This is a genomic window from Pseudomonas sp. HN2 (assembly GCF_020736465.1).
Lineage (GTDB): Bacteria > Pseudomonadota > Gammaproteobacteria > Pseudomonadales > Pseudomonadaceae > Aquipseudomonas > Aquipseudomonas moraviensis_A.
On sequence record NZ_CP085885.1, the window covers coordinates 3,855,030 to 3,878,806 of the forward strand.

The following is a 23,777-nucleotide window of genomic DNA, read 5'->3' on the forward strand; positions in this document are numbered from 1 at the left end:
ACTACATCCCCCCTGTAGGAGTGAGCCTGCTCGCGATAGCGGTGTATCAGAAAAAAATATGGCGACTGACACTCCGCTATCGCGAGCAGGCTCACTCCTACAAGGGATCTCCACGAATTCAAAAGAGCAGGTCCCGCCCATGTCCCTCCCCTCCCAAGTACGCCTGATCGAAGTCGGCCCGCGCGATGGCCTGCAGAACGAAGCCCAGCCGATCAGTGTGGCTGACAAGGTGCAACTGGTCGATGCACTGAGCGCCGCCGGGCTCGGCTATATCGAAGTCGGCAGTTTCGTTTCGCCCAAGTGGGTGCCGCAGATGGCCGGTTCCGCCGAGGTGTTCGCGCAGATTCAACGCAAGCCAGGCGTGACCTATGGCGCGCTGGCGCCGAACCTGCGCGGTTTTGAAGACGCGATTGCCGCCGGGGTCAAGGAAGTCGCGGTGTTCGCTGCGGCCTCCGAGGCGTTCTCGCAGCGCAATATCAATTGTTCGATCAGCGAGAGCCTGGCGCGCTTTGCGCCGATCATGGAGGCGGCGAAACAACACGGCGTTACCGTGCGCGGTTACGTTTCCTGTGTGCTGGGTTGTCCGTATGAAGGCACGGTCGCGCCGGAGCAAGTGGCGATGGTCGCCCGTGAGCTGTACGCGATGGGCTGCTACGAAGTGTCGCTGGGCGACACCATCGGCACCGGTACGGCGGGCGCGACCCGGCGCCTGTTCGAGGTGGTTTCGGCGCAGATGCCACGGGACAAGCTCGCCGGGCATTTCCACGACACCTATGGCCAGGCCATGGCCAACATCTACGCCAGCCTGCTCGAAGGCATTGCGGTGTTCGACAGCTCTATCGCCGGCCTCGGCGGCTGCCCGTACGCCAAAGGCGCGAGCGGTAACGTCGCCACCGAAGACGTGGTGTACCTGCTCAACGGCTTGGGCATCGAGACCGGTATCGACCTGGACGCCTTGATCGCCGCGGGCCAGCAGATCAGCGCAGTGCTCGGCCGCCCGACCGGTTCGCGAGTGGCGAAGGCATGCAGCGCCCAGTGAGGTGTTACCGCTGGGTCAGTGATGTGGGCAAAAGCGAGTAACACGGAAACAAATTGTCTGGCTTTGCCCAAGGCTGAAAACCTCTGAAAATCGTAACCCGTTGATCTAGAAAGCTTTTCAAAAGTTGGCACGACACCTGCTATCTCTATCGCATAACAAGAATAAAAAGCCGCAAACCAATAAAAACAAGACGAAACGACTCTGACATAACAAGAACAACACGGCAGAGACGCAGCTAACAGATTTTTTTGGAGAAGGTGTGCTTTTCAGGGTGCTCTCAGGAGTGACCCGCAACCGGGCAGAGAACAATAAAACTACCTTCAGGTAGTTCCCGAATCGGTTGGATCGTTTGACGAGAAAGCAGATCAGCGCTCAAAAAAATACGTTTGCTCTTGACCCCGGATGGGGGTCGCCAAAAGCTGTACAGGGCCACGGTTGCCAAAAACAACAACAGACCGCCCCTCAATAATAAAAAGAGCACGCAACGACAAATTAAAGGGGAGCCTCGGCTCCCCTTTGTGCTTTCTGCAATTCCTGAATTCACCCGATCCCCTGTAGGAGTGAGCCTGCTCGCGATAGCGTCATATCAGCCGATGCAAATATTGACTGATACACCGCTATCGCGAGCAGGCTCACTCCTACAGGGATTTGTGTCAGGCGTTATTGATGCGCAGCTCTTCGATACTGATCTCACGCATCCTGAATTTCTGGATCTTCCCCGTCACTGTCATCGGAAACGCGTCGACGAACTTGAAGTAACGCGGTGTCTTGAAGTGCGCAATCCGCGCTTTGCACCAGGTGTGCAGCTCCAGTTCAGAGGCGCTGTGGCCGGGGTGGAGTTTGATCCAGGCGACGATCTCTTCACCGTAGCGCGGGCACGGAATTCCGATCACCTGCACGTCCGCCACCGCCGGATGGGTGAAGAAGAATTCCTCCAGCTCTCGGGGATAAACGTTCTCGCCGCCACGAATGATCATGTCTTTGTTACGCCCGGCGATGTTGACGTAACCCACCTCGTTCATGCTCGCCAGGTCGCCGGTGTGCATCCACCCCGCCTCATCGATGGCCTCGGCGGTGGCCTTCGGGTTGTTCCAATAGCCGAGCATCACGCTGTAACCGCGGGTGCACAATTCACCGATGGTGCCGCGTGGCACGACGTTGCCTGCGTCGTCGATAACCTTGCTTTCCAGCTGTGGCTGAGTGCGCCCGACCGTGGTGACGCGCAGCTCAAGCTCGTCGGCCGGCCCGGTCTGCAGCGACACCGGGCTGGTTTCGGTCATGCCGTAGGCGATCTGCACTTCGCTCATGTGCATTTCGCTGATCACTCGACGCATGACCTCGATCGGACAGGTCGCTCCGGCCATGATCCCCGTGCGCAGGCTCGTCAGGTCGAAAGCCTGCCGCTGCGGCTGATCGAGCATGGCGATGAACATGGTCGGCACACCGTACAGCGCCGTGGCTTTTTCTTCGGCCACCGCTTGCAGAGTCACCGCCGGATCAAAAGCGTCGCTGGGGTAAATCATCGTACTGCCATGGGTGACGCAGCCGAGGTTGCCCATGACCATGCCGAAGCAGTGATACAGCGGCACCGGGATCACCAGACGATCGGCAGACGTCAGCCCGAGGCTTTCGCCGACCATGTAGCCGTTGTTGAGAATGTTGTAGTGACTGAGGGTTGCGCCCTTGGGAAAACCGGTGGTGCCAGAGGTGTACTGGATGTTCACCGGTTGATCGAAATGCAGGCTGGCGCTGCGCTCGGCCAGGTGATCAGGCGAGACGCTGGCAGCCAGCTCGCTGAGCTGCGACCACGGCAGAAAGCCAGCTGGCGGGTTTGCATCGAGGCTGATCACGCCGCGCAAATCCGGCAGACGTTCGCTGCGCAGGTGACCGATGGCGTGCTCGGCCAGCTCGGTCGCCAGGCCTTGAAGCATCTCATGGTAATTCGAGGTTTTGAACGCGCCCGCGCAGACCAGCCACTGACAGCCGGATTGCTTGAGCACGTATTCGAGTTCCGAGCTGCGATAGGCGGGATTGATGTTGACCAGGATCACTCCGATCTTCGCCGTGGCGAATTGGGTGACGCACCACTGCGCACAGTTCGGCGCCCAGATGCCGAGGCGATCACCGGTCTGCAAACCCAATGCGAGCAAAGCTCTGGCCTGCTCATCCACGGCGTCGGCCAGTTGTCGCCAGGAGTAACGCAACTGCTGGTGGCGCACCACCAGCGCCTCGCCATCCGGGTATTGCGCGACCGTTTGATCGAAGCGCTGACCGATGGTCAGCGCCAACAGGGCCTGGTGCTGAGAGCCACGGGTGTAGCTGCGCGGCGGGTTTGCAGTGGGTTGATCCATGACGAGCCCTATTGTCTTTATTTATGGGTAACGACGACCCTGTAGGAGTGAGCCTGCTCGCGATAGAGTCGTGTCAGCAAACGCAAATATTGACTGACACACTGCCATCGCGAGCAGGCTCACTCCTACAGAAAGCTCTGCGCTTTCTATCCTGAACTGTCCTTACTCTCGCGCAAGTTGACGCTTACGTAAAGCTGATTGACAGCCGAACTCGGGAAGCTTTACGTTAACGTAAAGCTGAGCGCCGATCTGACGTGCACTCCACCCGATAAAAAAGCCAAAAGGTGACCCATGAGCTATCCATCCCTGAACTTCGCCCTCGGTGAAACCATCGACATGCTGCGCGATCAGGTGCAGTCCTTCGTCGCCGATCAGATCGCCCCGCGTGCCGCGCAGATCGATCACGACAACCTGTTCCCGGCCGATATGTGGCGCAAATTCGGTGACATGGGTCTGCTCGGCATCACCGTGCCGGAAGAGTACGGCGGCGCGGGCCTGGGTTATCTGGCGCACGTGGTGGCCATGGAAGAAATCAGCCGTGGCTCGGCGTCTGTGGCCTTGTCCTACGGCGCGCACTCCAACCTCTGCGTCAACCAGATCAACCGCAACGGCAACCACGAACAGAAAAGCAAATACCTGCCGCAGCTGATCAGCGGCGAGCACGTCGGCGCCCTCGCCATGAGTGAGCCAAACGCCGGTTCCGACGTGGTTTCGATGAAGCTGCGTGCCGACAAGCGCGGCGACCGCTTCGTCCTCAACGGCAGCAAGACCTGGATTACCAACGGCCCTGACGCCAACACCTACGTGATCTACGCCAAGACCGATCTGGAAAAAGGCCCGCACGGCATTACTGCGTTCATCGTCGAGCGTGACTGGAAAGGCTTCAGCCGCAGCAACAAGTTCGACAAGCTGGGCATGCGCGGCTCCAATACCTGCGAGCTGTTTTTCGATGACGTCGAAGTGCCGGAAGAGAACATCCTCGGCGTGCTCAACGGCGGCGTGAAGGTGCTGATGAGCGGCCTCGATTATGAGCGCGTGGTGCTGTCGGGCGGCCCGACCGGGATCATGCAGTCGTGCATGGACCTGATCGTGCCGTACATCCACGACCGCAAGCAGTTCGGCCAGAGCATCGGCGAATTCCAGCTGATCCAGGGCAAAGTCGCCGACATGTACACCCAGCTCAACGCCAGCCGCGCCTATCTGTACGCGGTTGCGCAGGCCTGCGAGCGCGGCGAAACCACGCGCAAGGATGCCGCTGGAGTGATTCTCTACACCGCCGAACGCGCCACACAAATGGCCCTCGATGCCATCCAGATTCTTGGCGGCAACGGCTACATCAACGAATTCCCCGCCGGCCGCCTGCTGCGCGACGCCAAGCTCTACGAAATCGGCGCCGGCACCAGCGAAATCCGCCGCATGCTGATCGGTCGCGAACTGTTCAACGAGACGAAATGAATTTCGTCAGTTGCAAGCCGCAAGTTTCAAGCTGCAAGAGAACCGCGCTCTTGCCCCAACCTGCAGCTTGCCGCTTGTAGCTAGAAGCTGCTTACGGAGTAAGCCCCATGATCCTGCACACTCAGCTCAACCCGCGCTCCGCGGAGTTCGCCGTCAACAGCGCGGCGATGCTCAAACAGGTCGACGCGCTGCACACCCTGCTCGCTCAAGTGGCCCAGGGTGGCGGTGCCAAAGCTCAGGAACGCCACACTTCGCGTGGTAAATTGCTGCCGCGTGAACGCATCAATCGCCTGCTCGATCCGGGCTCGCCGTTTCTGGAAATCAGCCAACTGGCCGCTCACGCCGTGTATGGCGAAGACGTCCCCGCCGCCGGGGTGATTGCCGGGATCGGTCGCGTCGAAGGCGTGGAATGCATGATCGTCGCCAACGATGCGACGGTGAAAGGCGGTTCGTACTACCCGCTCACAGTGAAGAAACACCTGCGTGCACAGACCATCGCCCAGCAGAATCGCCTGCCGTGCATTTATCTGGTGGACTCGGGCGGCGCCAACCTGCCGCGTCAGGACGAAGTGTTTCCGGATCGCGAGCACTTCGGACGGATCTTTTTCAATCAGGCCAACATGAGCGCCATGGGCATCCCGCAGATCGCCGTGGTCATGGGCTCGTGCACCGCTGGCGGCGCGTATGTGCCAGCGATGGCGGACGAAGCGATCATGGTGCGCAACCAGGCGACGATCTTTCTCGCCGGCCCGCCGCTGGTGAAAGCTGCAACCGGTGAAGTGGTCAGCGCCGAGGATCTGGGCGGTGCCGATGTGCATTGCAAGACTTCCGGCGTGGCCGACCATTACGCCGAGAACGACGAACACGCCCTCGCCCTCGCCCGCCGCAGCGTCGCCAACCTCAACTGGCGCAAGCTCGGCGAGGTGCAGCAACGCACGCCGATTGCGCCGCTGTACGCCAGCGACGAGTTGTACGGCGTGGTTCCGGCTGACGCCAAGCAGCCATTCGATGTGCGCGAAGTGATCGCGCGACTGGTCGATGGCTCGGTGTTCGATGAATTCAAAGCGCTGTTCGGCACCACGCTGGTTTGCGGTTTCGCTCACTTGCACGGCTACCCGATCGCAATCCTGGCGAACAACGGCATTCTCTTCGCCGAAGCCGCGCAAAAAGGCGCGCACTTCATCGAACTGGCCTGCCAACGCGGTATTCCACTGCTGTTTCTGCAGAACATCACCGGCTTCATGGTCGGACAGAAATACGAAGCCGGCGGCATTGCCAAGCACGGCGCGAAGCTGGTTACCGCAGTGGCCTGCGCCAAGGTGCCGAAATTCACCGTGATCATCGGCGGCAGCTTCGGGGCCGGCAACTACGGCATGTGCGGTCGCGCTTACGACCCACGTTTTTTGTGGATGTGGCCGAACGCGCGGATCGGCGTGATGGGCGCCGAACAGGCCGCCGGCGTGCTGGTGCAGGTCAAACGCGAACAGGCCGAACGCAGCGGTCAGGCGTTCAGCGCCGAGCAGGAGGCCGAGATCAAGCAGCCGATTCTCGACCAGTACGAAGAGCAGGGTCACCCCTACTACTCCAGCGCGCGGTTGTGGGACGACGGCGTCATCGACCCGGCGCAGACCCGCGATGTGCTGGCCCTGGCCTTGTCCGCGTCGCTGAACGCGCCAATCGAACCGAGCCGCTTCGGCGTGTTCCGGATGTGATGGGGAGAACCTGATGAGCGACTTCAATACCCTCGAACTGCAAACCGACCCGCGCGGCTTCGCGACGCTGTGGCTCAACCGCGCCGAGAAAAACAACGCCTTCAACGCCGAGATGATCCGCGAACTGATCCTCGCCCTCGACAAGGTGGCCAGCGATTCGAGCCTGCGTTTTCTGCTGCTGCGCGGGCGCGGCAAGCACTTCAGTGCCGGCGCCGACCTGGCCTGGATGCAGCAGTCGGCGGAGCTCGATTACCACACCAACCTCGACGACGCCCGCGAACTGGCCGAGCTGATGTACAACCTCGCCAAGCTGAAAATCCCCACCCTCGCCGTGGTTCAGGGCGCGGCGTTCGGTGGCGCGCTGGGCCTGATCAGTTGCTGTGACATGGCGATTGGCGCCGATGATGCGCAGTTCTGCCTGTCGGAAGTGCGCATCGGCCTGGCGCCGGCGGTGATCAGCCCGTTTGTAGTGCAGGCGATCGGTGAGCGGGCGGCGCGGCGTTACGCGCTGACCGCCGAGCGCTTCGGCGGACAGCGGGCGCGGGAGATCGGCTTGTTGTCTGAAAGCTGCCCTACCGCTGAACTGGAGCAGCAGGTCGAGCAGTGGATCGACAATCTGTTGCTCAACAGCCCCGCCGCCATGCGTGCCAGCAAGGACTTGCTGCGTGAAGTCGGCAACGGCGCGCTGACCCCGGCCCTGCGCCGCTACACCGAAAATGCCATCGCGCGGATTCGCGTCAGCGCCGAAGGCCAGGAAGGCTTGCGCGCCTTTCTGCAAAAACGCCCGCCGAGCTGGCAAGCCGCATCCACCAAGGAGTCGCGTTGATGAGCGCACCTGTGATTACCACCCTATTGGTGGCCAACCGCGGCGAAATCGCCTGCCGGGTCATGCGCACCGCCAAGGCCTTGGGCCTGACTACCGTCGCTGTGCACAGCGCCACCGACCGCGATGCGCGGCACAGCCGTGAAGCCGATATCCGCGTCGATCTGGGCGGCAGCAAGGCCGCTGACAGTTATCTGCAAATCGACAAATTGATCGCTGCTGCCAAGGCCAGCGGCGCCGAGGCGATTCATCCCGGCTACGGCTTTCTCTCGGAAAATGCCGGATTCGCCCGCGCCATCGAAGCTGCCGGCCTGATCTTTCTCGGCCCGCCTGCCTCTGCCATCGATGCGATGGGCAGTAAATCCGCCGCCAAAGCGCTGATGGAAAAGGCCGGCGTGCCTTTGGTGCCGGGCTATCACGGCGAGGCGCAGGATCTCGACACCTTCCGTGAAGCCTGCGAACGCATCGGTTATCCGGTGCTGCTCAAGGCCACGGCCGGTGGCGGCGGTAAAGGCATGAAAGTCGTGGAGGACGTCAGCCAATTGGCCGAAGCCCTCGCCTCCGCTCAGCGGGAAGCGTTGTCCTCGTTCGGCGACTCGCGAATGCTGGTCGAGAAATATCTGCCGAAGCCGCGTCATGTGGAGATTCAGGTGTTCGCCGACCAGCACGGCACCTGCCTGTATCTCAATGAGCGCGATTGCTCGATCCAGCGTCGGCATCAGAAAGTCGTCGAAGAAGCCCCGGCGCCGGGCCTGACGCCGGAATTGCGCCGGGCCATGGGCGAAGCGGCGGTGCGTTCGGCACAGGCAATCGGTTATGTCGGCGCTGGCACCGTGGAGTTTCTGCTGGATGCGCGCGGCGAGTTTTTCTTCATGGAAATGAACACGCGCCTGCAGGTCGAGCACCCGGTGACCGAAGCGATTACCGGGCTCGATCTGGTCGCCTGGCAGATTCGCGTCGCCCGGGGTGAAGCGCTGCCGATGACCCAGGCGCAGGTGCCGCTCAACGGTCATGCGATTGAAGTGCGCTTGTATGCCGAGGATCCGGCGAATGATTTTCTGCCGGCCACCGGGCGTCTGGATCTGTACCGCGAATCGGCACAGGGTCCGGGGCGGCGAGTGGACAGCGGGGTCGAGGAAGGTGACGAGATTTCGCCGTTCTACGACCCGATGCTCGGCAAACTGATTGCCTGGGGTGAAGATCGCGAACAGGCGCGCCTGCGTCTGCTGAGCATGCTCGATGAGTTTGCGATTGGCGGACTGAAGACCAACATCAACTTCCTGCGCCGGATCATCGCGCATCCGGCGTTTGCCGCCGCAGAACTGGATACCGGGTTCATTCCGCGTTATCAGGAGCAGTTGCTGCCAGCGCCAGGTACGTTGAGCGATGAGTTCTGGCAAGCGGCGGCGCAGGCTTTCGCGCAGAGTCTGCCAGCACGTAAGCGGACGGATGATCCCGCCTCGCCGTGGTCTTGCGGCAGTGGTTTGCGGGCAGGCTTGCCGGCGGAGATCACTTTGCATTTAAGTTGCGAGGGACAGGATCGTGCGCTGACATTGGCAGCTGCGGCCCACGTCAGACTGTTGGGCGAAGCGCTGGCGGTCGAGCATGACGGCGTGCGCCGCACGTTGCGGGCAATTCGTCAGGGCGATTCGTTGTATCTGCAGTGGGAGGGAGAGCTGCGACGCATCGAGGCCCATGATCCGATCAGTGCCGTTGAGGCCAGCCACAGCCACCAGGGCGGTCTGACCGCGCCAATGAACGGCAGCATCGTGCGCGTGCTGGTCGAGGTCGGGCAAGCGGTCGAGGCCGGGGCGCAACTGGTGGTGCTCGAAGCCATGAAGATGGAACACAGCATTCGTGCGCCACAGGCGGGCGTGGTCAAAGCGCTGTATTGCCAGGAAGGCGATATGGTCAGCGAAGGCAGCGCTTTGGTTGAACTGGAACAAGTGTGAAATTGCAGGATTGATCCGGGCCTTGAGCGAGGATCGATCCGGTCAGAAACGCGCCGTCGCCTGAACCACCACGCCAACAATCCGGCATTCATCGGTGAACAGCGCTTTCGGCCAGGTCGGATTGAGCGGCACCAGGTAACGCTGGCCGCCCTGTTCGTCGAGTTTGCGGAAAATCGCTTCTTCGCTGTCCGGCCACTGGGCAATCACCAGTTTTCCAGGCACCGCCTCCAACTCCGGGTCGACCAGAATCAGCATGCCCTCGGCAATGCTCTGACCGCTGGGCGCGGTCATCGAATCCCCCGTCACGGTCAGCCAGAACGCCGCACCGCGAGCGTGGTAATCGGTAAGTTCGAAGCGCTGCTTCGCCGATGCGCCGGCGTAGCTCGCCGAATCGTCGCGCACCTCACAGGGCGCGTGCCAGTCACGAACCGGGTAGCGGAAGTACGGGTTGTACTTCTGCGCCAGCGGCATTTCATCCTCCGGCGTCGGCTGCGGTTCGCGGATCACCAGAACGACTTCGAGGAAATCCATTCCCAGCGCTTTGAGCACACGGTTCATTTCGGTAACACCGGGTTCGCGACGCTTGTTCAGCCAATGACCGATCCCGCCCTGGGACATGCCGACGCGCTCTCCGAGCTCTGTTTGAGTGACTTTGAGTTCACTCATCTTGGCCTTGACCAACTCAATCCATTTATCCATGTGCCGCACCTTACGCGGACGTCTTCGACCGGCAAAACACATATTGTAGTATTTAAATTCTGGTCACAAATACAGGCGGTACTATCCTAGGTAAACGGACTTTCAATCGAACATGGAGTGCCTTCTCATGATGAACATCAGCAGCAAAGACCTGCCCGATCTGCAAATCGACACCAGTTTCACGTCGCCCCAAGGCACCGCCGCCGCACAACGCGCGCTGGACTACTACTTGAAACCGGCAATTTCAGAACCGGAGACGGAAGAACGGTTCTTCGATGTCAAAGGCCATCTCAGCGGCGAGGAAGCGCTGGTGCATGCCTCGGACCTGTTGCGATGCGCAGCCGCCACGGCCTTCAAGGCCGCAGAAAACCTGCAGGGCACGAATCGCGACCTGGCCTTCTCGGTGGTGCACATGGTGGATATGGCGCGGGCGATGGTCGATCACTCGATCGACAACGATGAAGTCATAGCAAACAAGGTACGGACGGACAGGAAAGAATTTTCCCATCGCGCAGATAAAAACATTTGACTTGCAAATGATAATGATTATTATTGCAAGCAGCTGGTCGCGAGATCAGTCGATGGACCAGAGACCTTAGGTCGGTCTTCTGGACTATCTCCTCATCAGGCTAATCACGGTTTTTGACCCGGCTTTTTGCCGGGTCTTTTTTTGCCCGTTTTTCGGGCTTGTGTCTTCAGGCTAATGAAGTCTTTGGGTGTTGCAAATTCGATGGCGCGGATAATATCAAAAGAATATTGATTGGCAAGCCGAGCCCGGCCACATTGGCCGAAACTAACGGCAATCAGCACTTGAGAATCAATCGCATAGCCTCTAAGCTGCTGGCGCGTCACGGAGGACGCCCCCGCCAGCACCCTGCAATTCCCCTCGGTTTCACCCCAGCCTGCGTGTAAAGTACCGGTCATAAAAATCCTGCTCAGGAAGCGACTATGACCGTGGCCAAATCTTCGTTCGACATCAGCGCCAATTTTGACAGCGGCAACATCCAAGTCATCGACATCAGCAACCCTCTCAATCCGGTTCTGGCGATCCGCCCGGACACCCGCAGCCCTCATTTCCAGTGGTTCCACTTCAAGGCCAGCGGCCTGCACGTTCATCAGGAACACTGGTTTCGCCTGGTCAACGCCAGCCAATCGACCTACAGCAAAGGCTGGCCGGGCTATCAAGCGGTGGCGTCGTATGATCACGTCAACTGGTTCCGCATTCCCACCAGCTTCGAAGGCGACAGCCTGCGCTTCTGCCTCGAAGCCGAACAGACCCACGCCTGGTTCGCCTACTTCGAACCCTACAGCCGCGGCCGCCACGATTGGTTGATCGAGCAGGCGCTGAGCAAGGCTGGCACCGAATTGCTGGCGACCGGCAAAAGCGTCGAAGGCCGCGACATTCAGCTGCTGCGCAAGGGCAGCGGCGCCGACGGCCAGCGCAAGATCTGGATCATCGCCCAGCAGCATCCGGGCGAACATATGGCTGAATGGTTCATGGAAGGCGTGATCGAGCGTCTGGAACGACAGGACGATCCGGTATTGAACAAACTGCTGGCCGGCGCCGATCTGTATCTGGTGCCGAACATGAACCCGGACGGCGCCTTCCACGGGCACCTGCGCACCAACGCCATGGGCCAGGATTTGAATCGCGCCTGGCAGAACGCCAGTCAGGACATCAGCCCGGAAGTGCTATTCGTTCAGCAGCAGATGGAAAAGTACGGCGTCGATGCGTTTATCGACGTACACGGCGACGAAACCATCCCCCACGTCTTCACCGCGGGCTGCGAAGGCAACCCTGGCTTTACGCCGCGCATCGAAAAGCTGGAAGAGCATTTCCGCAGCCATTTGAAGCACACCACCAAAGACTTCCAGACCACCTACGGCTACACCCGCGACGAACCGGGCCAGGCCAACATGACATTGGCCTGCAACAGCGTCGGACAGAAATATGACTGCCTGTCGCAGACTCTGGAGATGCCGTTCAAGGACCACGACGACCACCCGGACAAGATCACCGGCTGGTCGGGCAAGCGTTCGAAGCAATTGGGCAAGGACGTGCTGACCACTCTCGCCGACATGGTCGATATCCTGCGCTGATCCCCGGCGTCAGGAACAAAAGATCGCAGCCCGCCTGCGATCTTTTGTTCCTGACTCAGCCGCGATCGCGCCCGTGCAACATGCTGTCGAGCACTTCGTCACGACGCACCCAGCCATGAAACAGCGCCGCCGCCAAGTGCAGCAGCACCGTCAGAAACAGCAGATACGCCAGATAGCCATGGGACTTGCGCAACAGCGCGAACAGTTGCGCATCCGCCGGCACAATCGACGGCAGATGCAGCGACGCCGTGAGCATCACTGGCTCGCCCGATGCACTGATCATCGCCCAGCCGAGCAGCGGCAGCACCAGCATCAACGCGTACAGCAAGACGTGGGAAGCCCTGGCTGCCAGCACCTGCCAGCCCGGCAGATCATCCGGCAACGGCGGTTGACGTGTGGTGAAGCGCACCACCAGGCGCACAATCACCAGCGCCAGAATCGCGATGCCCAGCGGCTTGTGCAGATGAATCAGCCATTCATGGCGAGACGACACCGAAGTGACCATGCCCGCGCCGATAAACAGCATGGCGATGATCATCAGCGCCATCAGCCAATGGAGCAAACGCGCCAGCAATACGAAATGAGTCGGGTGCTTGCTCATGGGCGAGCCTCCTGTCTGGCGGCGGGCAATTGGCTGACTTCGCTGGTGCGACGCAGGTAGGAATCGGCGTAACCGGCCGAGCGCGCGGCGAGCAATGGGTCTTCCGAGCCTTGAATCCCGGCTGGCAGCACCAGCGGGTCGTAGTTGATATCGCGGCACTCGCCACTCAGCTGCGGCTGGGTTTTCTCCAGCACCAAAGTCCCGGCGTTCAGCACTTTGCGATCTGTGGGCCAGGACTTGCTGGCATCGTTGACCGGGTCGTCAGCGTTGGCCAAGGTGATGTTCAGCTGGAAGCGCAAGGGTGCTGCTGCCAGGCGTTGCACCAGATCCTTCTCGAGAAAATCCGCGCCTTCAGGGGCCGTGGCCCCCGCCGCGTCCTGCGCCAGCGGCGTCATGCTCCAGCGCACTGCCTGTTTCTTGCCGTTGCCATCGACCAGATAGAACGCATTGATGCTGTTATAGGTTTCGGTGGCGTAGCTGGCCGAGGGCTTGGCGGTCTTCACCCAAGTCAAGAACGGCACGGCTTCCGGATGTGCGGCGAAGAACGCCGGTACCTTGGTCGGGTCGGGTTTGCCGGTGGCCGGATCCGGCGACTGCGCTTGCTGCAATTGATAGAACGCCTCGGGGGTGCCGATCGGGAACACCGGCATGCTGTTCATGCCGGTGCGCCACTGCTGGCCGTCCGCCTGAGTGAAACGCAGCGCCAGGCTGCGGATCGGCACGGCGCTGTCCGGCGCATAGGGATTGCCGGCGGGCAAGGCAAAGCGCCCGACCACCGGCGTCTGCGGCAGGTTGAACACCTGCGCAGTGGAGTACGCCCGCGCCTCACCGCTGCTCTCGAAATGGCCAATCACGCAGACACCTTTGGCGTGATTGCGACGAAAACCGGGATGCACGCCGTTGTTCTTTTCCAGCACATCGACCAACGCCTTTGGCGTCAGGCGCTGTGGGTCAAGGTTGCCGTGCACGTAGGCAAACGCCCCGGCCACGGCGGCGACAATCACGGCAATGCCGCCCAGACGGAAAACCAGGCTCGCAGCGCTCAGTGGCTGGCGCGGCGGCCTGCCGGGCGGTGCAGCGTTGGGGGATGAGCGATCAACCATGAATATCTCCAGGCCATCGGCCACAAGTGGAAAGAGTCAGCAAGACGCACCCCGCCAGGGTTTATTCCACGGCGCCGTATTTATTTTTGCGCACGGGGAATAACCTGCGCTGACGGGCGTCTTCCTAGTCCACAGCGTAGCGACCAGCAGAAATTCATGAGCGAATTCGACGAACAGTTGAGAGAAATCATTCCCAGATTGCGCCGCTTCGCCGTGTCGTTGACGCGCAACAGCAGCAGCGCTGACGATCTGGTCCAGGCCAGCCTCGAGCGGGCGCTGTCGGCGTGGGGCGAAAAACGCGCCGAAGGCGACTTGCGCGCCTGGCTGTTTGCGATCCTCTATCGGCAATTTCTCGATGCCCACCGTCGCTCGCGGCGCTATGCGCGGATGCTCGAATTTTTCACTGGTCGCGACGATGCCGAGCCGTCGGTGGAACGCACGGTGATCGCCCAATCCACCCTGCAAGCCTTCGAACGCCTGCCCACCGAACAACGCGCCCTGCTGCTGATGGTGTCGGTGGAGGGCCTGTCCTATAAAGAGGTCGCCGAGATCCTCGGCGCCCCGATCGGCACCGTGATGTCGCGCCTGTCCCGCGCCCGCCAGGCCTTGCGCCAACTCAGCGACGGCGAAATCAGCAGCCCTTCCCTGCGGATACTCAAATGATCAGCCTCCCTCCCAATGAGCGTGACTTGCACGCCTACGTCGATCACCAGCTCAGCGACGCCGACCGGCGCATGCTGGAAACATGGCTGGCCAGCCACCCTGAAGAAGCGGCGCAGGTTCGTGCCTGGCAACGCGATGCCCAGCAGTTGCGCGCGGCGCTCAGTGGTGCGCTGCAGCAGCCGAGTAATCCGGCGTTGGATCCGACGATGATTCGCCAGCGTCGCCGCGAGCAGTCACGTGGTCATCTGGCCCGCGCAGCGGTGTTGCTGATTGCCGTGAGCATTGGCGGTTTCAGTGGCTGGCAGGCACGGGAAATGACCCTGGTGCGCCCTGCGCAATTGCCGATGACCGACGCGTTGCAAGCCTACCGCCTGATTGCCCAGCAAGGCGTGCTGCCCGCCGATTACAAGGTCGACAGCGGCGGCGACATGCAGCGTTGGCTCGACCGTTACTTCAGCGGCGCCGGGCGCTTGCCCGATCTCAGGGCGGCCGGGTTCGAGCCGGTCAGCGGGCGCTTGCTCAGCACCGATGAGGGCCCGGCGGCGATGGTGATGTATGAGGATGGCAGCGGCCACAAGGTGAGTTTCTACCTGCGTCCGCCGGGGCCGAAAAACACTCTGCTGCCGCGCGGTTCGCGCAGCGATGGCGATCTGCAGGCCGATTACTGGTCGGGGCCCGGCTACAACTATGCAGTGGTCAGCCCGACGGACTCGCCGGCGGCGCAATTGCTCAAGCAATCACCACCGCTCTGAAATCCGCCCCCTGTAGGAGTGAGCCTGCTCGCGATAGCGGTTTGTCTGTCACATCGCCTTTGGCTGACACACCGCTATCGCGAGCAGGCTCACTCCTACAAGGGACCGTGCACATATTTCATGGAGCCAACGCTGGAGGTCTGGTTACACTTGGACCACCGCGCTCCCGGTGGAGCCGGCCAATCAACCAGGAGCCTGTGCCGCGTGCCCGCAAGAACGCCGAAACGATCACGACTGAGCCAACGCTGGCCGTTGCTGCGCCGCCTGTTCGGCAAAGGCCTGCCCGCCAGCGCCGGGCACGATGCCAATGCCGCGATCATCCGCGATTACTTTCGCGACAAGGCCCACAGTCAGGGCTACACCCTCAGCCGCAGTCAGCAGCACGTCATTGATTGCATGGCGCAACAGGCCAGCGTGCTGTTGGGCGACAGCGGACTCACACCACCCAGTCTGTATCTGTACGGCGCGGTCGGGCGCGGCAAGAGCTGGCTGCTCGACGGCTTCTTCCAGGCACTGCCGATCACCCGTAAACGCCGCCTGCATTTCCATCAGTTCTTCGCCCGACTGCATGACGGCATGTTCCGTCATCGCCAGCAGGAGGACGCGCTGGAAATCACCCTGGACGAGCTGCTGGAAGATTGTCAGGCGCTGTGTTTCGACGAGTTTCACGTGCATGACATCGGCGATGCGATGCTCATCACGCGCCTGTTCAAGGCGCTGTTCAAACGGCGGATCATGCTGTTGGTCACGTCCAACTATGCGCCGGAGGGCCTGCTGCCCAACCCGCTCCATCACGCACGCTTCAAACCGGTGATCGAGCTGATCAACACGCGCATGCAGGTGATGGAAGTCGGCGGCGCCCACGATTACCGCACGCTCAACCGCCAGCACACGCATCAGGTGTTCACCCAGGGGCATTACGTGTGGCCGGCGACGTCAGAGCAGCGCCAGGCCTTGAGCCTGCCGCCAGCCGATGCGCCTGCCATAGCGCTCGAGGTCGCCAAGCGCCAGCTTCAGGCGCGATTGTGCGAGGGCCGGCGCGTCGCTTTCACCTTCAATGACCTGTGCGAACAACCGACGGCAGTCATGGATTATCTGCAGCTCTGCCAGCGTTTCGACCAGTGGATCATCGATGACCTGCCACTGCTCGGGGACTGTCCGATCGCCGTGCAACAGCGCTTCATCAATCTGATCGACGTGCTTTACGATCAGGACAAACACCTGACCCTGCTCGGCCAACTGCCGCTGGGCCAGAGCCTGGAAGGTCACGCCATCGACCTGGCGCGCACACGCAGCCGATTGGGGCAATTACAGGAAATCCACGAATCTGGCTGACACCCGGCCCCCTGTAGGAGTGAGCCTGCTCGCGATAGCGCTCTTTCAGATGCTGATGATGTGACTGACAACCCGTCTTCGCGAGCAGGCTCACTCCTACAATGACCGGGTGTGATTCCAGCATCCTGCCCCGTTCAACATCCGCTTTACCGCTATCATGTCGCCCATCCTCAGCGCCCCCGCGTCGCTCCACCGATCAATAGCGAAACCAAACATGCATACTCTTGCTCAACTGCGCGCCGGCGAGCTGTCTGGCATTACCCGCCTCGATCTGTCTTGCGGACTCACCGAATTCCCCCGGGAAATTTTCCAACTGGCCGACACGCTGGAAGTGCTCAACCTCAGCGGCAATGCCTTGAGCACCCTGCCCGACGACCTGCACCGCCTGACACGCCTGCGCGTACTGTTCTGCTCCGACAACCAGTTCAGCGAACTGCCGACCTGCCTCGGCCAGTGCGCGGCGCTGACGATGGTCGGCTTCAAGGCCAATCGCATCGTCGATGTCCCCGGTGCCGCCCTGCCGCCGCAGCTGCGCTGGCTGATCCTCACCGATAACCGCATCGCAAGCCTGCCGAGCGAACTCGGTGAACGGCCCGCCCTGCAGAAACTGATGCTCGCCGGCAATCGCCTGCAATCGCTGCCGGAATCCCTGCGTCACTGCCATCGGCTGGAATTGATCCGCATTGCCGCCAACCAACTCGACGAGCTGCCACAGTGGCTGCTGACCTTGCCGAGCCTGACCTGGCTGGCCTACGCCGGCAATCCGCTGGAAACCGAAGCCGATGCCGCTGCCCTTGAGGCCACGCCGCCAATCGACTGGTCGGCGCTGCGCCTTGAGCAACAACTGGGCGAAGGCGCTTCCGGGGTGATTTCCCGGGCGATCTGGCAGCGCGACGATGGCACGACGCAGGCGGTCGCGGTGAAGTTGTACAAAGGCGAGATGACCAGCGACGGCTCGCCGTTGCACGAGATGAATGCCTGCATCACCGCAGGCTTGCACCCGAACCTGATCCGCGTCGAAGGACGCATCAGCGGCCATCCCGATCAGCAGCAGGGATTGGTGATGCAGTTGATTGATCCGAGTTTCCGCAATCTGGCGGGTTTGCCGAGCCTGGCCTCATGCTCTCGGGACGTCTATGCCGAAGATTGCCGGTTCTCGGCCGACGTGGCCCTGCGCATCGCCAAGGGCATCGCTTCGGCGGCGGAGCATCTGCATCGACAAGGCATCACCCACGGCGACCTCTACGGTCACAACATTCTGTTGAACACTCAGGGCGATTGTCTGCTGGGGGATTTTGGCGCGGCGTCGTTTCATGCCACCACCGATGACGCACAGACACGCGCGCTGCAGCGGCTGGAAGTGCGCGCGTTCGGCGTGTTGCTCGGGGAGCTGCTGGAGCGTGTCGACTCGGGGTTGAGTACAGAGCGGCGCTTGGCATTGGAAGCGCTGGAGCGGCGCTGCTGTCAGGCGGATGTCTTGGGACGCCCGGCATTCAGCGAAGTGATAGAACTTCTGCAAGATCACTGACGGAGACGAACACTGTGGCGAGGGAGCTTGCTCCCGCTGGATGGCGAAGCCGTCCCGAAAAAGCGACGACTGCAGCGCAGCCGAGCGGGAGCGAGCTCCCTCGCCACAGATCAATACAGCAGCAGATCAGCCAGCCAGGCCGACAAACATGTCCTGCACATCATCATGGTTGTCGAGGCCTTCAAGGAACGCTTCGACTTCAGCCATCTGCTCGTCGCTCAAGCCGCTGACCGGGTTCTTCGGCTGGTAGCCGAGCTTGGCCGACAGCACAGTGAAGCCTTGTTCCGGCAGGGCTTTCTGCACGGCATCAAGATCAGTCGGGTCGGTGAGGAACAGCGTCGCGCCCTCTTCACCCGGCTCGAAATCCTGGGCGCCGGCTTCAATCGCAGCCATTTCCGGATCGGCGTCGGGGCTGTCCGGTGCGGCTTCGATCATGCCGACGTGGTTGAACATCCATGCCACCGAACCGGAAGCGCCCAACTGGCCCTTGCGGAACGCCACGCGGATTTCCGCGACGGTGCGGTTGATGTTGTCGGTTACGCATTCAACGATCAGCGGCACCTGATGCGGGGCAAAGCCTTCGTAGGTGACGCGATGGTATTGCACGGTTTCACCCAACAGACCGGCGCCTTTCTTGATCGCGCGATCGAGGGTTTCTTTTGGCATCGAGGCTTTCTTCGCCTGTTCGACCACCAGACGCAGGTGTGCGTTGGTGGCGGTATCGGCGCCGTTGCGCGCAGCAATGGTGATTTCCTTCACCAGTTTGCCGAAGATTTTTCCTTTGGCGTTGGCTGCCGCTTCTTTGTGTTTAACCTTCCACTGTGCGCCCATTACTCACTCTCTTGATCTGTGGCGCCGAGACATCTATTGGCCGACGCGTGGCGGCAAGTTTATACGGCCTAAAGTCGGCAATCGACCAAAAAAACCGCTGACGGAATCGACATCTTCACCAAAGCGTGTAGGGGAATTCTGAAAAGCGCCTTTGACATGACCATTCAGCCCGACGGTTTCGTACCCTTGATTCCCCGTATCGCCTGACAGGGCTTGCTCGAATGCTCAATGACAAGGAAAGTCCGTTCACCCTTACCCTGACCGACAGTGGATTGCGCCTGCCGGTGGTGCGTTTTCGCGGCGAGGAAGCGCTGAACCAGCCCTACCGTTTCGACATCGAACTGCTCGGCCTGGCCCCGGCCATCGCTCCGGGATCCTTCCTGCACAGGCCAGCCTTTTTGCGGCTGAGTGAACAGCAGGGCTTCCACGGCACAATCTCCAGTGCCAGTTGCGAGCATCGCGGCACGCATCGCGTCGGGTATCGGCTGATTCTGGTGCCGTATCTGCAACAACTGGCGCAAGCGCAGCAACGACGCGTGTTTACCCACCTCAGTGCGCCGCAGATCATTCAACAACTGCTCGAAGAACATGCCCTGCCAGCGCACAGCTACCGCATGGAAATGACCGTGGGCCACTACCCGGCCCGGGCGTTTTGCATTCAGTACGAAGAAACTGATCTGGCGCTGCTGCAACGGCTCTGCGAAGAAGAAGGCATCCACTATCACTTCGAACACGGGCCGGACGGACACGTCGTGGTGTTCGCCGACGACAGCCTGAGCCTGCCGCAGGAACCGGTCGAAATCCCCTTCAATGCCGAAGACCAACCGCCATCGCCCTGCGTAAGCGTTCTCTACCAACAGCATCGTGCGGCACCGGTGCCGATGCTGCATGCGGTGCGCAATCGCGGCCAGCCAGCCTGCAACGGCGAAGCGGCGAACGAAGTTTCCCCGCCGCTGCCGGTGCCAGCACGCTCACTGGAGCGCCTGCACGCCGAACAACGCAGTCGTCGTCATCTGCAGCGACAACGCTGCCAACTGCGCTCCATTCACGGGCGCAGTGATTGCTGCTCTCTGCTCAGTGGCCGTTTGCTGCTGGTCGCAGATCACCCGATCAGTCATTTCAATGAACAGTGGCTGATCAGTGCCGTACGTCACCATGGGCAACACCCGTCGATCCTTGATCCGGCGCCAAACACTCATCGCTATCACAACGACTTTACCGCTCAACCCTGGTCGAACGATTTTCGTCCGCCACTCAAACAGCCGCGTCCGAATGTGGCCGGTTATCACGTGGCGCGGGTGGCGGGCGCGCCGGGGCAGCCTGCGCAAGTGGACGAAAACGGCTGTCTCGCCGTGACCTTGTGGCCCGCAGACCATCAGCCCGGCAATGACAGTGACGCCCTCTGGCTGCCGATCGCCATGAGCCGGCTGAACGGCCCCGTCGCCGTCGATGAACTGCCAGGTGCCGGCAGCGAAGTGTGGGTCAGCTTTCTCGACAGCGATCCGGACCGACCGATCCTGTGCCTCGGTCACGCCCGCCAGCCACCGGCCCGGGAGTCAGAGCCCGCGCGTGACAGCCTGCTGCTCGACTGGCTGATCAACCGCGCCGAACACTAGAGCAAAGTCAAAGATCGCGGCCGTCGGCAGCTCCCACATTCATTGCGCCAAACGCAGAACTCATGTGGGAGCAAGCCTGCTCGCGCAGGAGTCACCTCGGCTTCAGTCGGGCGCCAGATCAAAAAAGGCCTGGATCAAGCGCAACGCGCGTCGTCGCTCCATGCAGCCAAGCAGGTGTCGATTGACCAGCCCTTCCCCGGCAATGGGAATCGCCACCACGCGCGGGTCGTGGCTGACCTCCACCGATGACACCACACCGACACCCAACTGCGCCGCGACCGCCTCGGTCACCGCCTCGCGACTGTCCAATTCCAGCAACACTCGGGGATTGATCGACGCCTGCGCACACGCCTGATCGAACGTGCGGCGGGTGATCGAACTCGGCTCGCGCAAAACCATGATCACCTGATCCAGCTCCTTGAGTTTCACTTCCCCCGCGCGGGCTGCCCATTGATGCGCTGCCGGCAACAGCGCGCAGATCCGTGACTCGCTCAGTGCTTGCAGATGCAGGCCTTTGCGCGGCTCGACCTCGGTCAGCACTGCAACGTCGGCGTGCTCCGACAACAGCGCCGCCAGGGTTTCCTGGGCATTGCCCAGACGCAGGTTCACGGTGATCCCCGGGTAGCGCGCGCGCAGGCTCGCCAACATCGGCATGACCAGGTGCGGCCCGTCCGCCGCCACCTCCAGACGCCCCGTCAGCAGCTGCCGATTGGCTTCGAGCAGTGTCTGCGCTTCTTCTGCCAGGCCAAACATGGCCCGGGTGATCGCTGCCAGTCTGGTGCCCTCCTCGGTCAGCTCCACCCGTCGCGCGGTGCGCCGCAACAAGGTGATCTGGTAGTGCTCCTCCAGCGCCTTGATGTGTCCGGTAACTGCCGGCTGGCTGATGAACAACCGCGCAGCAGCGCGGGTGAAGCTGCCTTCGCGGGCCACTGCATCGAAGGCGCGCAGCTGGAACAGGTTCATGAATAACTCTCACTGATGGCTGGCATAACAACAAACAATTTGATTGATGAAGCGGCGAATTGCAACGTACGCCCCATAACTTCATCCCAGCGTATTCCCGAGGACACACGAATGAGCACCGCCGCACCGATTCTTCTCACTCCCGGGCCGTTGACCACTTCGGCCCGCACCCGTCAGGCCATGATGGTCGAGTGGGGTTCGTGGGATGATCGCTTCAACCAGTTGACCGCCAGCCTCTGCGAGCAATTGCTGGGCATACTCAACGGCGCCGCCAGTCATCATTGCGTGCCGTTACAGGGCAGCGGCACGTTTGCCGTCGAAGCGGCGATCGGCACGCTGGTGCCGCGCGATGGACAAGTACTGGTGCTGATCAACGGCGCCTACGGCAAGCGTCTGGCGAAGATCTGCGAAGTGCTCGGCCGCTCGTTCAGCACCTTCGAAACCGCCGAAGACGAACCGACCAACGCCGCCGACGTCGACCGACTGCTGCGCGCCGACGCCAACATCACTCACGTAGCGCTGATTCACTGCGAAACCAGTACCGGCATTCTCAATCCGCTGGCGGAAATCGCTGAGGTCGTTGCGCGACACGGCAAACGTCTGATCATCGACGCCATGAGTTCCTTCGGCGCGTTGCCCGTGGATGCGCAGAAAGTGCCGTTCGATGCACTGATCGCCGCCTCTGGCAAATGCCTGGAAGGCGTACCGGGGATGGGCTTTGTCATTGCCCGCAAGGAATCTCTGGCCGCCGCCGCTGGCAACTCGCACTCGCTGGCGATGGACCTGTCCGACCAGCACGTCTACATGATGAAAACCGGCCAATGGCGCTTCACCCCGCCGACCCACGTGGTCGCCGCGCTGCACGAAGCCTTGTTGCAATACAGCGAAGAAGGCGGCCTGCCGGCGCGGCATGCGCGCTATGCAGCCAACTGCCAGGCGCTGATGGCAGAAATGAACAAAATCGGTTTGCGCAGCTTTCTGCCAGCAGCAATTCAGGCGCCGATCATCGTCACTTTCCATGCGCCGCAGGACGCGCGTTATCGCTTCAAGGACTTCTACGAACGGGTCAAGGCCAAGGGTTACATCCTCTACCCCGGCAAGCTGACCCAGGTCGACACCTTCCGCGTCGGCTGCATCGGCCACGTCACCCCGGACGACATGCGCCAAGCGGTGGCAGCCGTGGCTGAAGTGCTGCGGGAGATGGAAGTGCTCGACATTTAAATCCCACCACAAATCCCCTGTGGGAGTGAGCCTGCTCGCGATGAGGCCCTGTCAGTCGACGAAGATGTTGAATGATCAACCGCTATCGCGAGCAGGCTCCCTCCTGCATTTGAATCGTATTGCCAAATCAGGAATTGATTGCCATGAACTACACTAATCCAACCAGCCTGCAAGCCGCGATTCTCGACTGGGCCGGCACCGTGGTCGATTTCGGCTCGTTTGCGCCGACGCAGATTTTCGTCGAAGCCTTCGCCGAGTTCGACGTGCGGGTGTCGATCGAAGAAGCCCGCGGGCCAATGGGCATGGGCAAGTGGGACCACATCCGCACCCTGTGCGACCAGCCGCAGGTGGCCGAGCGTTATCGCAAGGTGTTCGGCCGCACGCCGACCGATGACGACGTCACCGCCATCTACAACCGCTTCATGCCGCTGCAGATCGAGAAGATCGCCGAGCACTCGGCACTGATTCCCGGCGCGCTGGACACCATCGCCCAACTGCGCGAGCAAGGGATCAGGATCGGTTCCTGCTCCGGCTACCCGAAAGCGGTCATGGATAAAGTCGTCGAACTGGCCGCCAGCAACGGCTATGTCGCCGACCACGTCGTCGCCACCGACGAAGTACCAAACGGTCGCCCATGGCCGGCGCAAGCGTTGGCCAACGTGATCGCCCTGGGCATCGACGATGTGGCAGCCTGCGTGAAGATCGACGACACCGTGCCGGGCATTCTCGAAGGTCGCCGGGCCGGCATGTGGACGGTTGCGCTGATTTGCTCGGGCAACGCGCTGGGTCTGGACTACGAGGCTTTCCGCGCGCTGGGTAGCGACGAACTGACCAGCGAACGCACGCGCATTCATGCACTGTTCGAAAGCTCGCGCCCGCATTACATGATCGACACCATCAGTGATTTGCCGCAAGTGATTGCCGACATCAACAAGCGTCTGGCCAATGGTGAGATGCCTCAAAACGCCTGACGCTGAAAAACCAGAACACCGCTGATCAATAACGATCAGCGGTGTTTTTTTTTGCGCGGTCC

At 61.3% G+C, this 23,777-nt stretch carries 21 protein-coding genes; 14 read left to right on the forward strand and 7 right to left on the reverse strand.

Going from position 1 to position 23,777, the window contains the following annotated elements:
- Nucleotides 1-139: 139 nt before the first annotated feature.
- Nucleotides 140-1,039: a hydroxymethylglutaryl-CoA lyase gene (locus LIS66_RS16815; protein ID WP_227972621.1), complete on the forward strand. Its 900-nt coding sequence runs from the start codon at nt 140-142 to the stop codon at nt 1,037-1,039.
- 653 nt (nt 1,040-1,692) lie between these two features.
- Here LIS66_RS16815 and LIS66_RS16820 read toward each other — a convergent pair.
- Entirely contained in the window at nt 1,693-3,390 is a 1,698-nt protein-coding gene (locus LIS66_RS16820; RefSeq protein ID WP_227972622.1) for an AMP-binding protein, read from the reverse strand.
- Between the two features lie 291 nt (nt 3,391-3,681).
- Here LIS66_RS16820 and LIS66_RS16825 point away from each other — a divergent pair, with 291 nt between their 5' ends.
- From LIS66_RS16825 to LIS66_RS16840, 4 genes are all read left to right on the forward strand, one after another.
- Nucleotides 3,682-4,845, forward strand: a complete 1,164-nt coding sequence (locus tag LIS66_RS16825; RefSeq protein WP_065616012.1) for an isovaleryl-CoA dehydrogenase — start codon at nt 3,682-3,684, stop codon at nt 4,843-4,845.
- A 107-nt stretch (nt 4,846-4,952) separates the two neighbouring features.
- The gene (locus tag LIS66_RS16830) at nt 4,953-6,557 is read left to right on the forward strand and encodes a carboxyl transferase domain-containing protein (RefSeq protein ID WP_064363650.1); all 1,605 of its coding nucleotides are present in this window, start codon (nt 4,953-4,955) and stop codon (nt 6,555-6,557) included.
- 13 nt (nt 6,558-6,570) lie between these two features.
- Nucleotides 6,571-7,383: a gamma-carboxygeranoyl-CoA hydratase gene (locus LIS66_RS16835; RefSeq protein WP_227972623.1), complete on the forward strand. Its 813-nt coding sequence runs from the start codon at nt 6,571-6,573 to the stop codon at nt 7,381-7,383.
- Complete coding sequence (locus LIS66_RS16840) at nt 7,383-9,332, forward strand: acetyl/propionyl/methylcrotonyl-CoA carboxylase subunit alpha (RefSeq protein WP_227972624.1); 1,950 nt, start codon at nt 7,383-7,385, stop codon at nt 9,330-9,332. The genes LIS66_RS16835 and LIS66_RS16840 overlap by 1 nt, the downstream gene beginning before the upstream one ends.
- Before the next feature lie 42 nt (nt 9,333-9,374).
- On the opposite strand, the gene LIS66_RS16845 is transcribed toward LIS66_RS16840, so the two are convergent.
- Nucleotides 9,375-10,031: a LexA family protein gene (locus LIS66_RS16845; RefSeq protein WP_042609184.1), complete on the reverse strand. Its 657-nt coding sequence runs from the start codon at nt 10,029-10,031 to the stop codon at nt 9,375-9,377.
- Between the two features lie 130 nt (nt 10,032-10,161).
- On the opposite strand from LIS66_RS16845, the gene LIS66_RS16850 reads away from it, so the two are divergent.
- Nucleotides 10,162-10,560, forward strand: coding sequence for a DUF6124 family protein (locus LIS66_RS16850; RefSeq protein ID WP_065616958.1), 399 nt, complete (start codon nt 10,162-10,164; stop codon nt 10,558-10,560).
- Between the two features lie 104 nt (nt 10,561-10,664).
- On the opposite strand, the gene LIS66_RS16855 is transcribed toward LIS66_RS16850, so the two are convergent.
- Nucleotides 10,665-10,955: a hypothetical protein gene (locus LIS66_RS16855; protein ID WP_227972625.1), complete on the reverse strand. Its 291-nt coding sequence runs from the start codon at nt 10,953-10,955 to the stop codon at nt 10,665-10,667.
- 24 nt (nt 10,956-10,979) lie between these two features.
- On the opposite strand from LIS66_RS16855, the gene LIS66_RS16860 reads away from it, so the two are divergent.
- The gene (locus tag LIS66_RS16860) at nt 10,980-12,131 is read left to right on the forward strand and encodes a M14-type cytosolic carboxypeptidase (protein WP_123419220.1); all 1,152 of its coding nucleotides are present in this window, start codon (nt 10,980-10,982) and stop codon (nt 12,129-12,131) included.
- A gap of 55 nt (nt 12,132-12,186) precedes the next feature.
- On the opposite strand, the gene LIS66_RS16865 is transcribed toward LIS66_RS16860, so the two are convergent.
- Together LIS66_RS16865 and LIS66_RS16870 are read right to left on the reverse strand one after the other, a co-directional pair.
- The gene (locus LIS66_RS16865) at nt 12,187-12,732 is read right to left on the reverse strand and encodes a cytochrome b (RefSeq protein WP_042609182.1); all 546 of its coding nucleotides are present in this window, start codon (nt 12,730-12,732) and stop codon (nt 12,187-12,189) included.
- Nucleotides 12,729-13,835, reverse strand: coding sequence for a catalase family peroxidase (locus tag LIS66_RS16870; RefSeq protein WP_042609181.1), 1,107 nt, complete (start codon nt 13,833-13,835; stop codon nt 12,729-12,731). Before LIS66_RS16870 ends, LIS66_RS16865 begins: the two co-directional genes overlap by 4 nt.
- A 156-nt stretch (nt 13,836-13,991) precedes the next feature.
- Here LIS66_RS16870 and LIS66_RS16875 point away from each other — a divergent pair, with 156 nt between their 5' ends.
- The 4 genes from LIS66_RS16875 (at nt 13,992) to LIS66_RS16890 (ending at nt 18,113) form a co-directional block, all read left to right on the forward strand.
- Nucleotides 13,992-14,498, forward strand: a complete 507-nt coding sequence (locus tag LIS66_RS16875) for an RNA polymerase sigma factor (RefSeq protein ID WP_016775320.1) — start codon at nt 13,992-13,994, stop codon at nt 14,496-14,498.
- Nucleotides 14,495-15,250, forward strand: a complete 756-nt coding sequence (locus tag LIS66_RS16880; protein WP_064363655.1) for an anti-sigma factor family protein — start codon at nt 14,495-14,497, stop codon at nt 15,248-15,250. Before LIS66_RS16875 ends, LIS66_RS16880 begins: the two co-directional genes overlap by 4 nt.
- A 204-nt stretch (nt 15,251-15,454) precedes the next feature.
- Nucleotides 15,455-16,585 carry a cell division protein ZapE gene (gene zapE, locus LIS66_RS16885; RefSeq protein WP_227972626.1) on the forward strand — a complete coding sequence of 377 codons (1,131 nt, stop codon included), beginning with the start codon at nt 15,455-15,457 and terminating at the stop codon, nt 16,583-16,585.
- Between the two features lie 214 nt (nt 16,586-16,799).
- A complete protein-coding gene (locus LIS66_RS16890) occupies nt 16,800-18,113 on the forward strand; it encodes a leucine-rich repeat-containing protein kinase family protein (RefSeq protein ID WP_227972627.1) in 1,314 nt (437 codons plus the stop codon).
- A gap of 126 nt (nt 18,114-18,239) precedes the next feature.
- Here the strand turns inward: LIS66_RS16890 and LIS66_RS16895 are convergent, their stop codons facing one another.
- Nucleotides 18,240-18,944 (reverse strand): YebC/PmpR family DNA-binding transcriptional regulator, encoded by a 705-nt coding sequence (locus tag LIS66_RS16895; protein ID WP_016775324.1) that lies wholly within the window; start codon nt 18,942-18,944, stop codon nt 18,240-18,242.
- 221 nt (nt 18,945-19,165) lie between these two features.
- Between LIS66_RS16895 and LIS66_RS16900 the strand changes: the two genes are divergently transcribed.
- Nucleotides 19,166-20,560, forward strand: coding sequence for a type VI secretion system Vgr family protein (locus LIS66_RS16900; RefSeq protein WP_227972628.1), 1,395 nt, complete (start codon nt 19,166-19,168; stop codon nt 20,558-20,560).
- Between the two features lie 102 nt (nt 20,561-20,662).
- On the opposite strand, the gene LIS66_RS16905 is transcribed toward LIS66_RS16900, so the two are convergent.
- Nucleotides 20,663-21,523, reverse strand: coding sequence for a LysR substrate-binding domain-containing protein (locus LIS66_RS16905; protein ID WP_227972629.1), 861 nt, complete (start codon nt 21,521-21,523; stop codon nt 20,663-20,665).
- A 111-nt stretch (nt 21,524-21,634) separates the two neighbouring features.
- On the opposite strand from LIS66_RS16905, the gene LIS66_RS16910 reads away from it, so the two are divergent.
- Together LIS66_RS16910 and phnX are read left to right on the forward strand one after the other, a co-directional pair.
- Complete coding sequence (locus tag LIS66_RS16910; protein ID WP_227972630.1) at nt 21,635-22,744, forward strand: 2-aminoethylphosphonate--pyruvate transaminase; 1,110 nt, start codon at nt 21,635-21,637, stop codon at nt 22,742-22,744.
- 143 nt (nt 22,745-22,887) lie between these two features.
- Entirely contained in the window at nt 22,888-23,715 is an 828-nt protein-coding gene (phnX, locus tag LIS66_RS16915; RefSeq protein ID WP_042609174.1) for a phosphonoacetaldehyde hydrolase, read from the forward strand.
- Nucleotides 23,716-23,777: the final 62 nt, after the last annotated feature.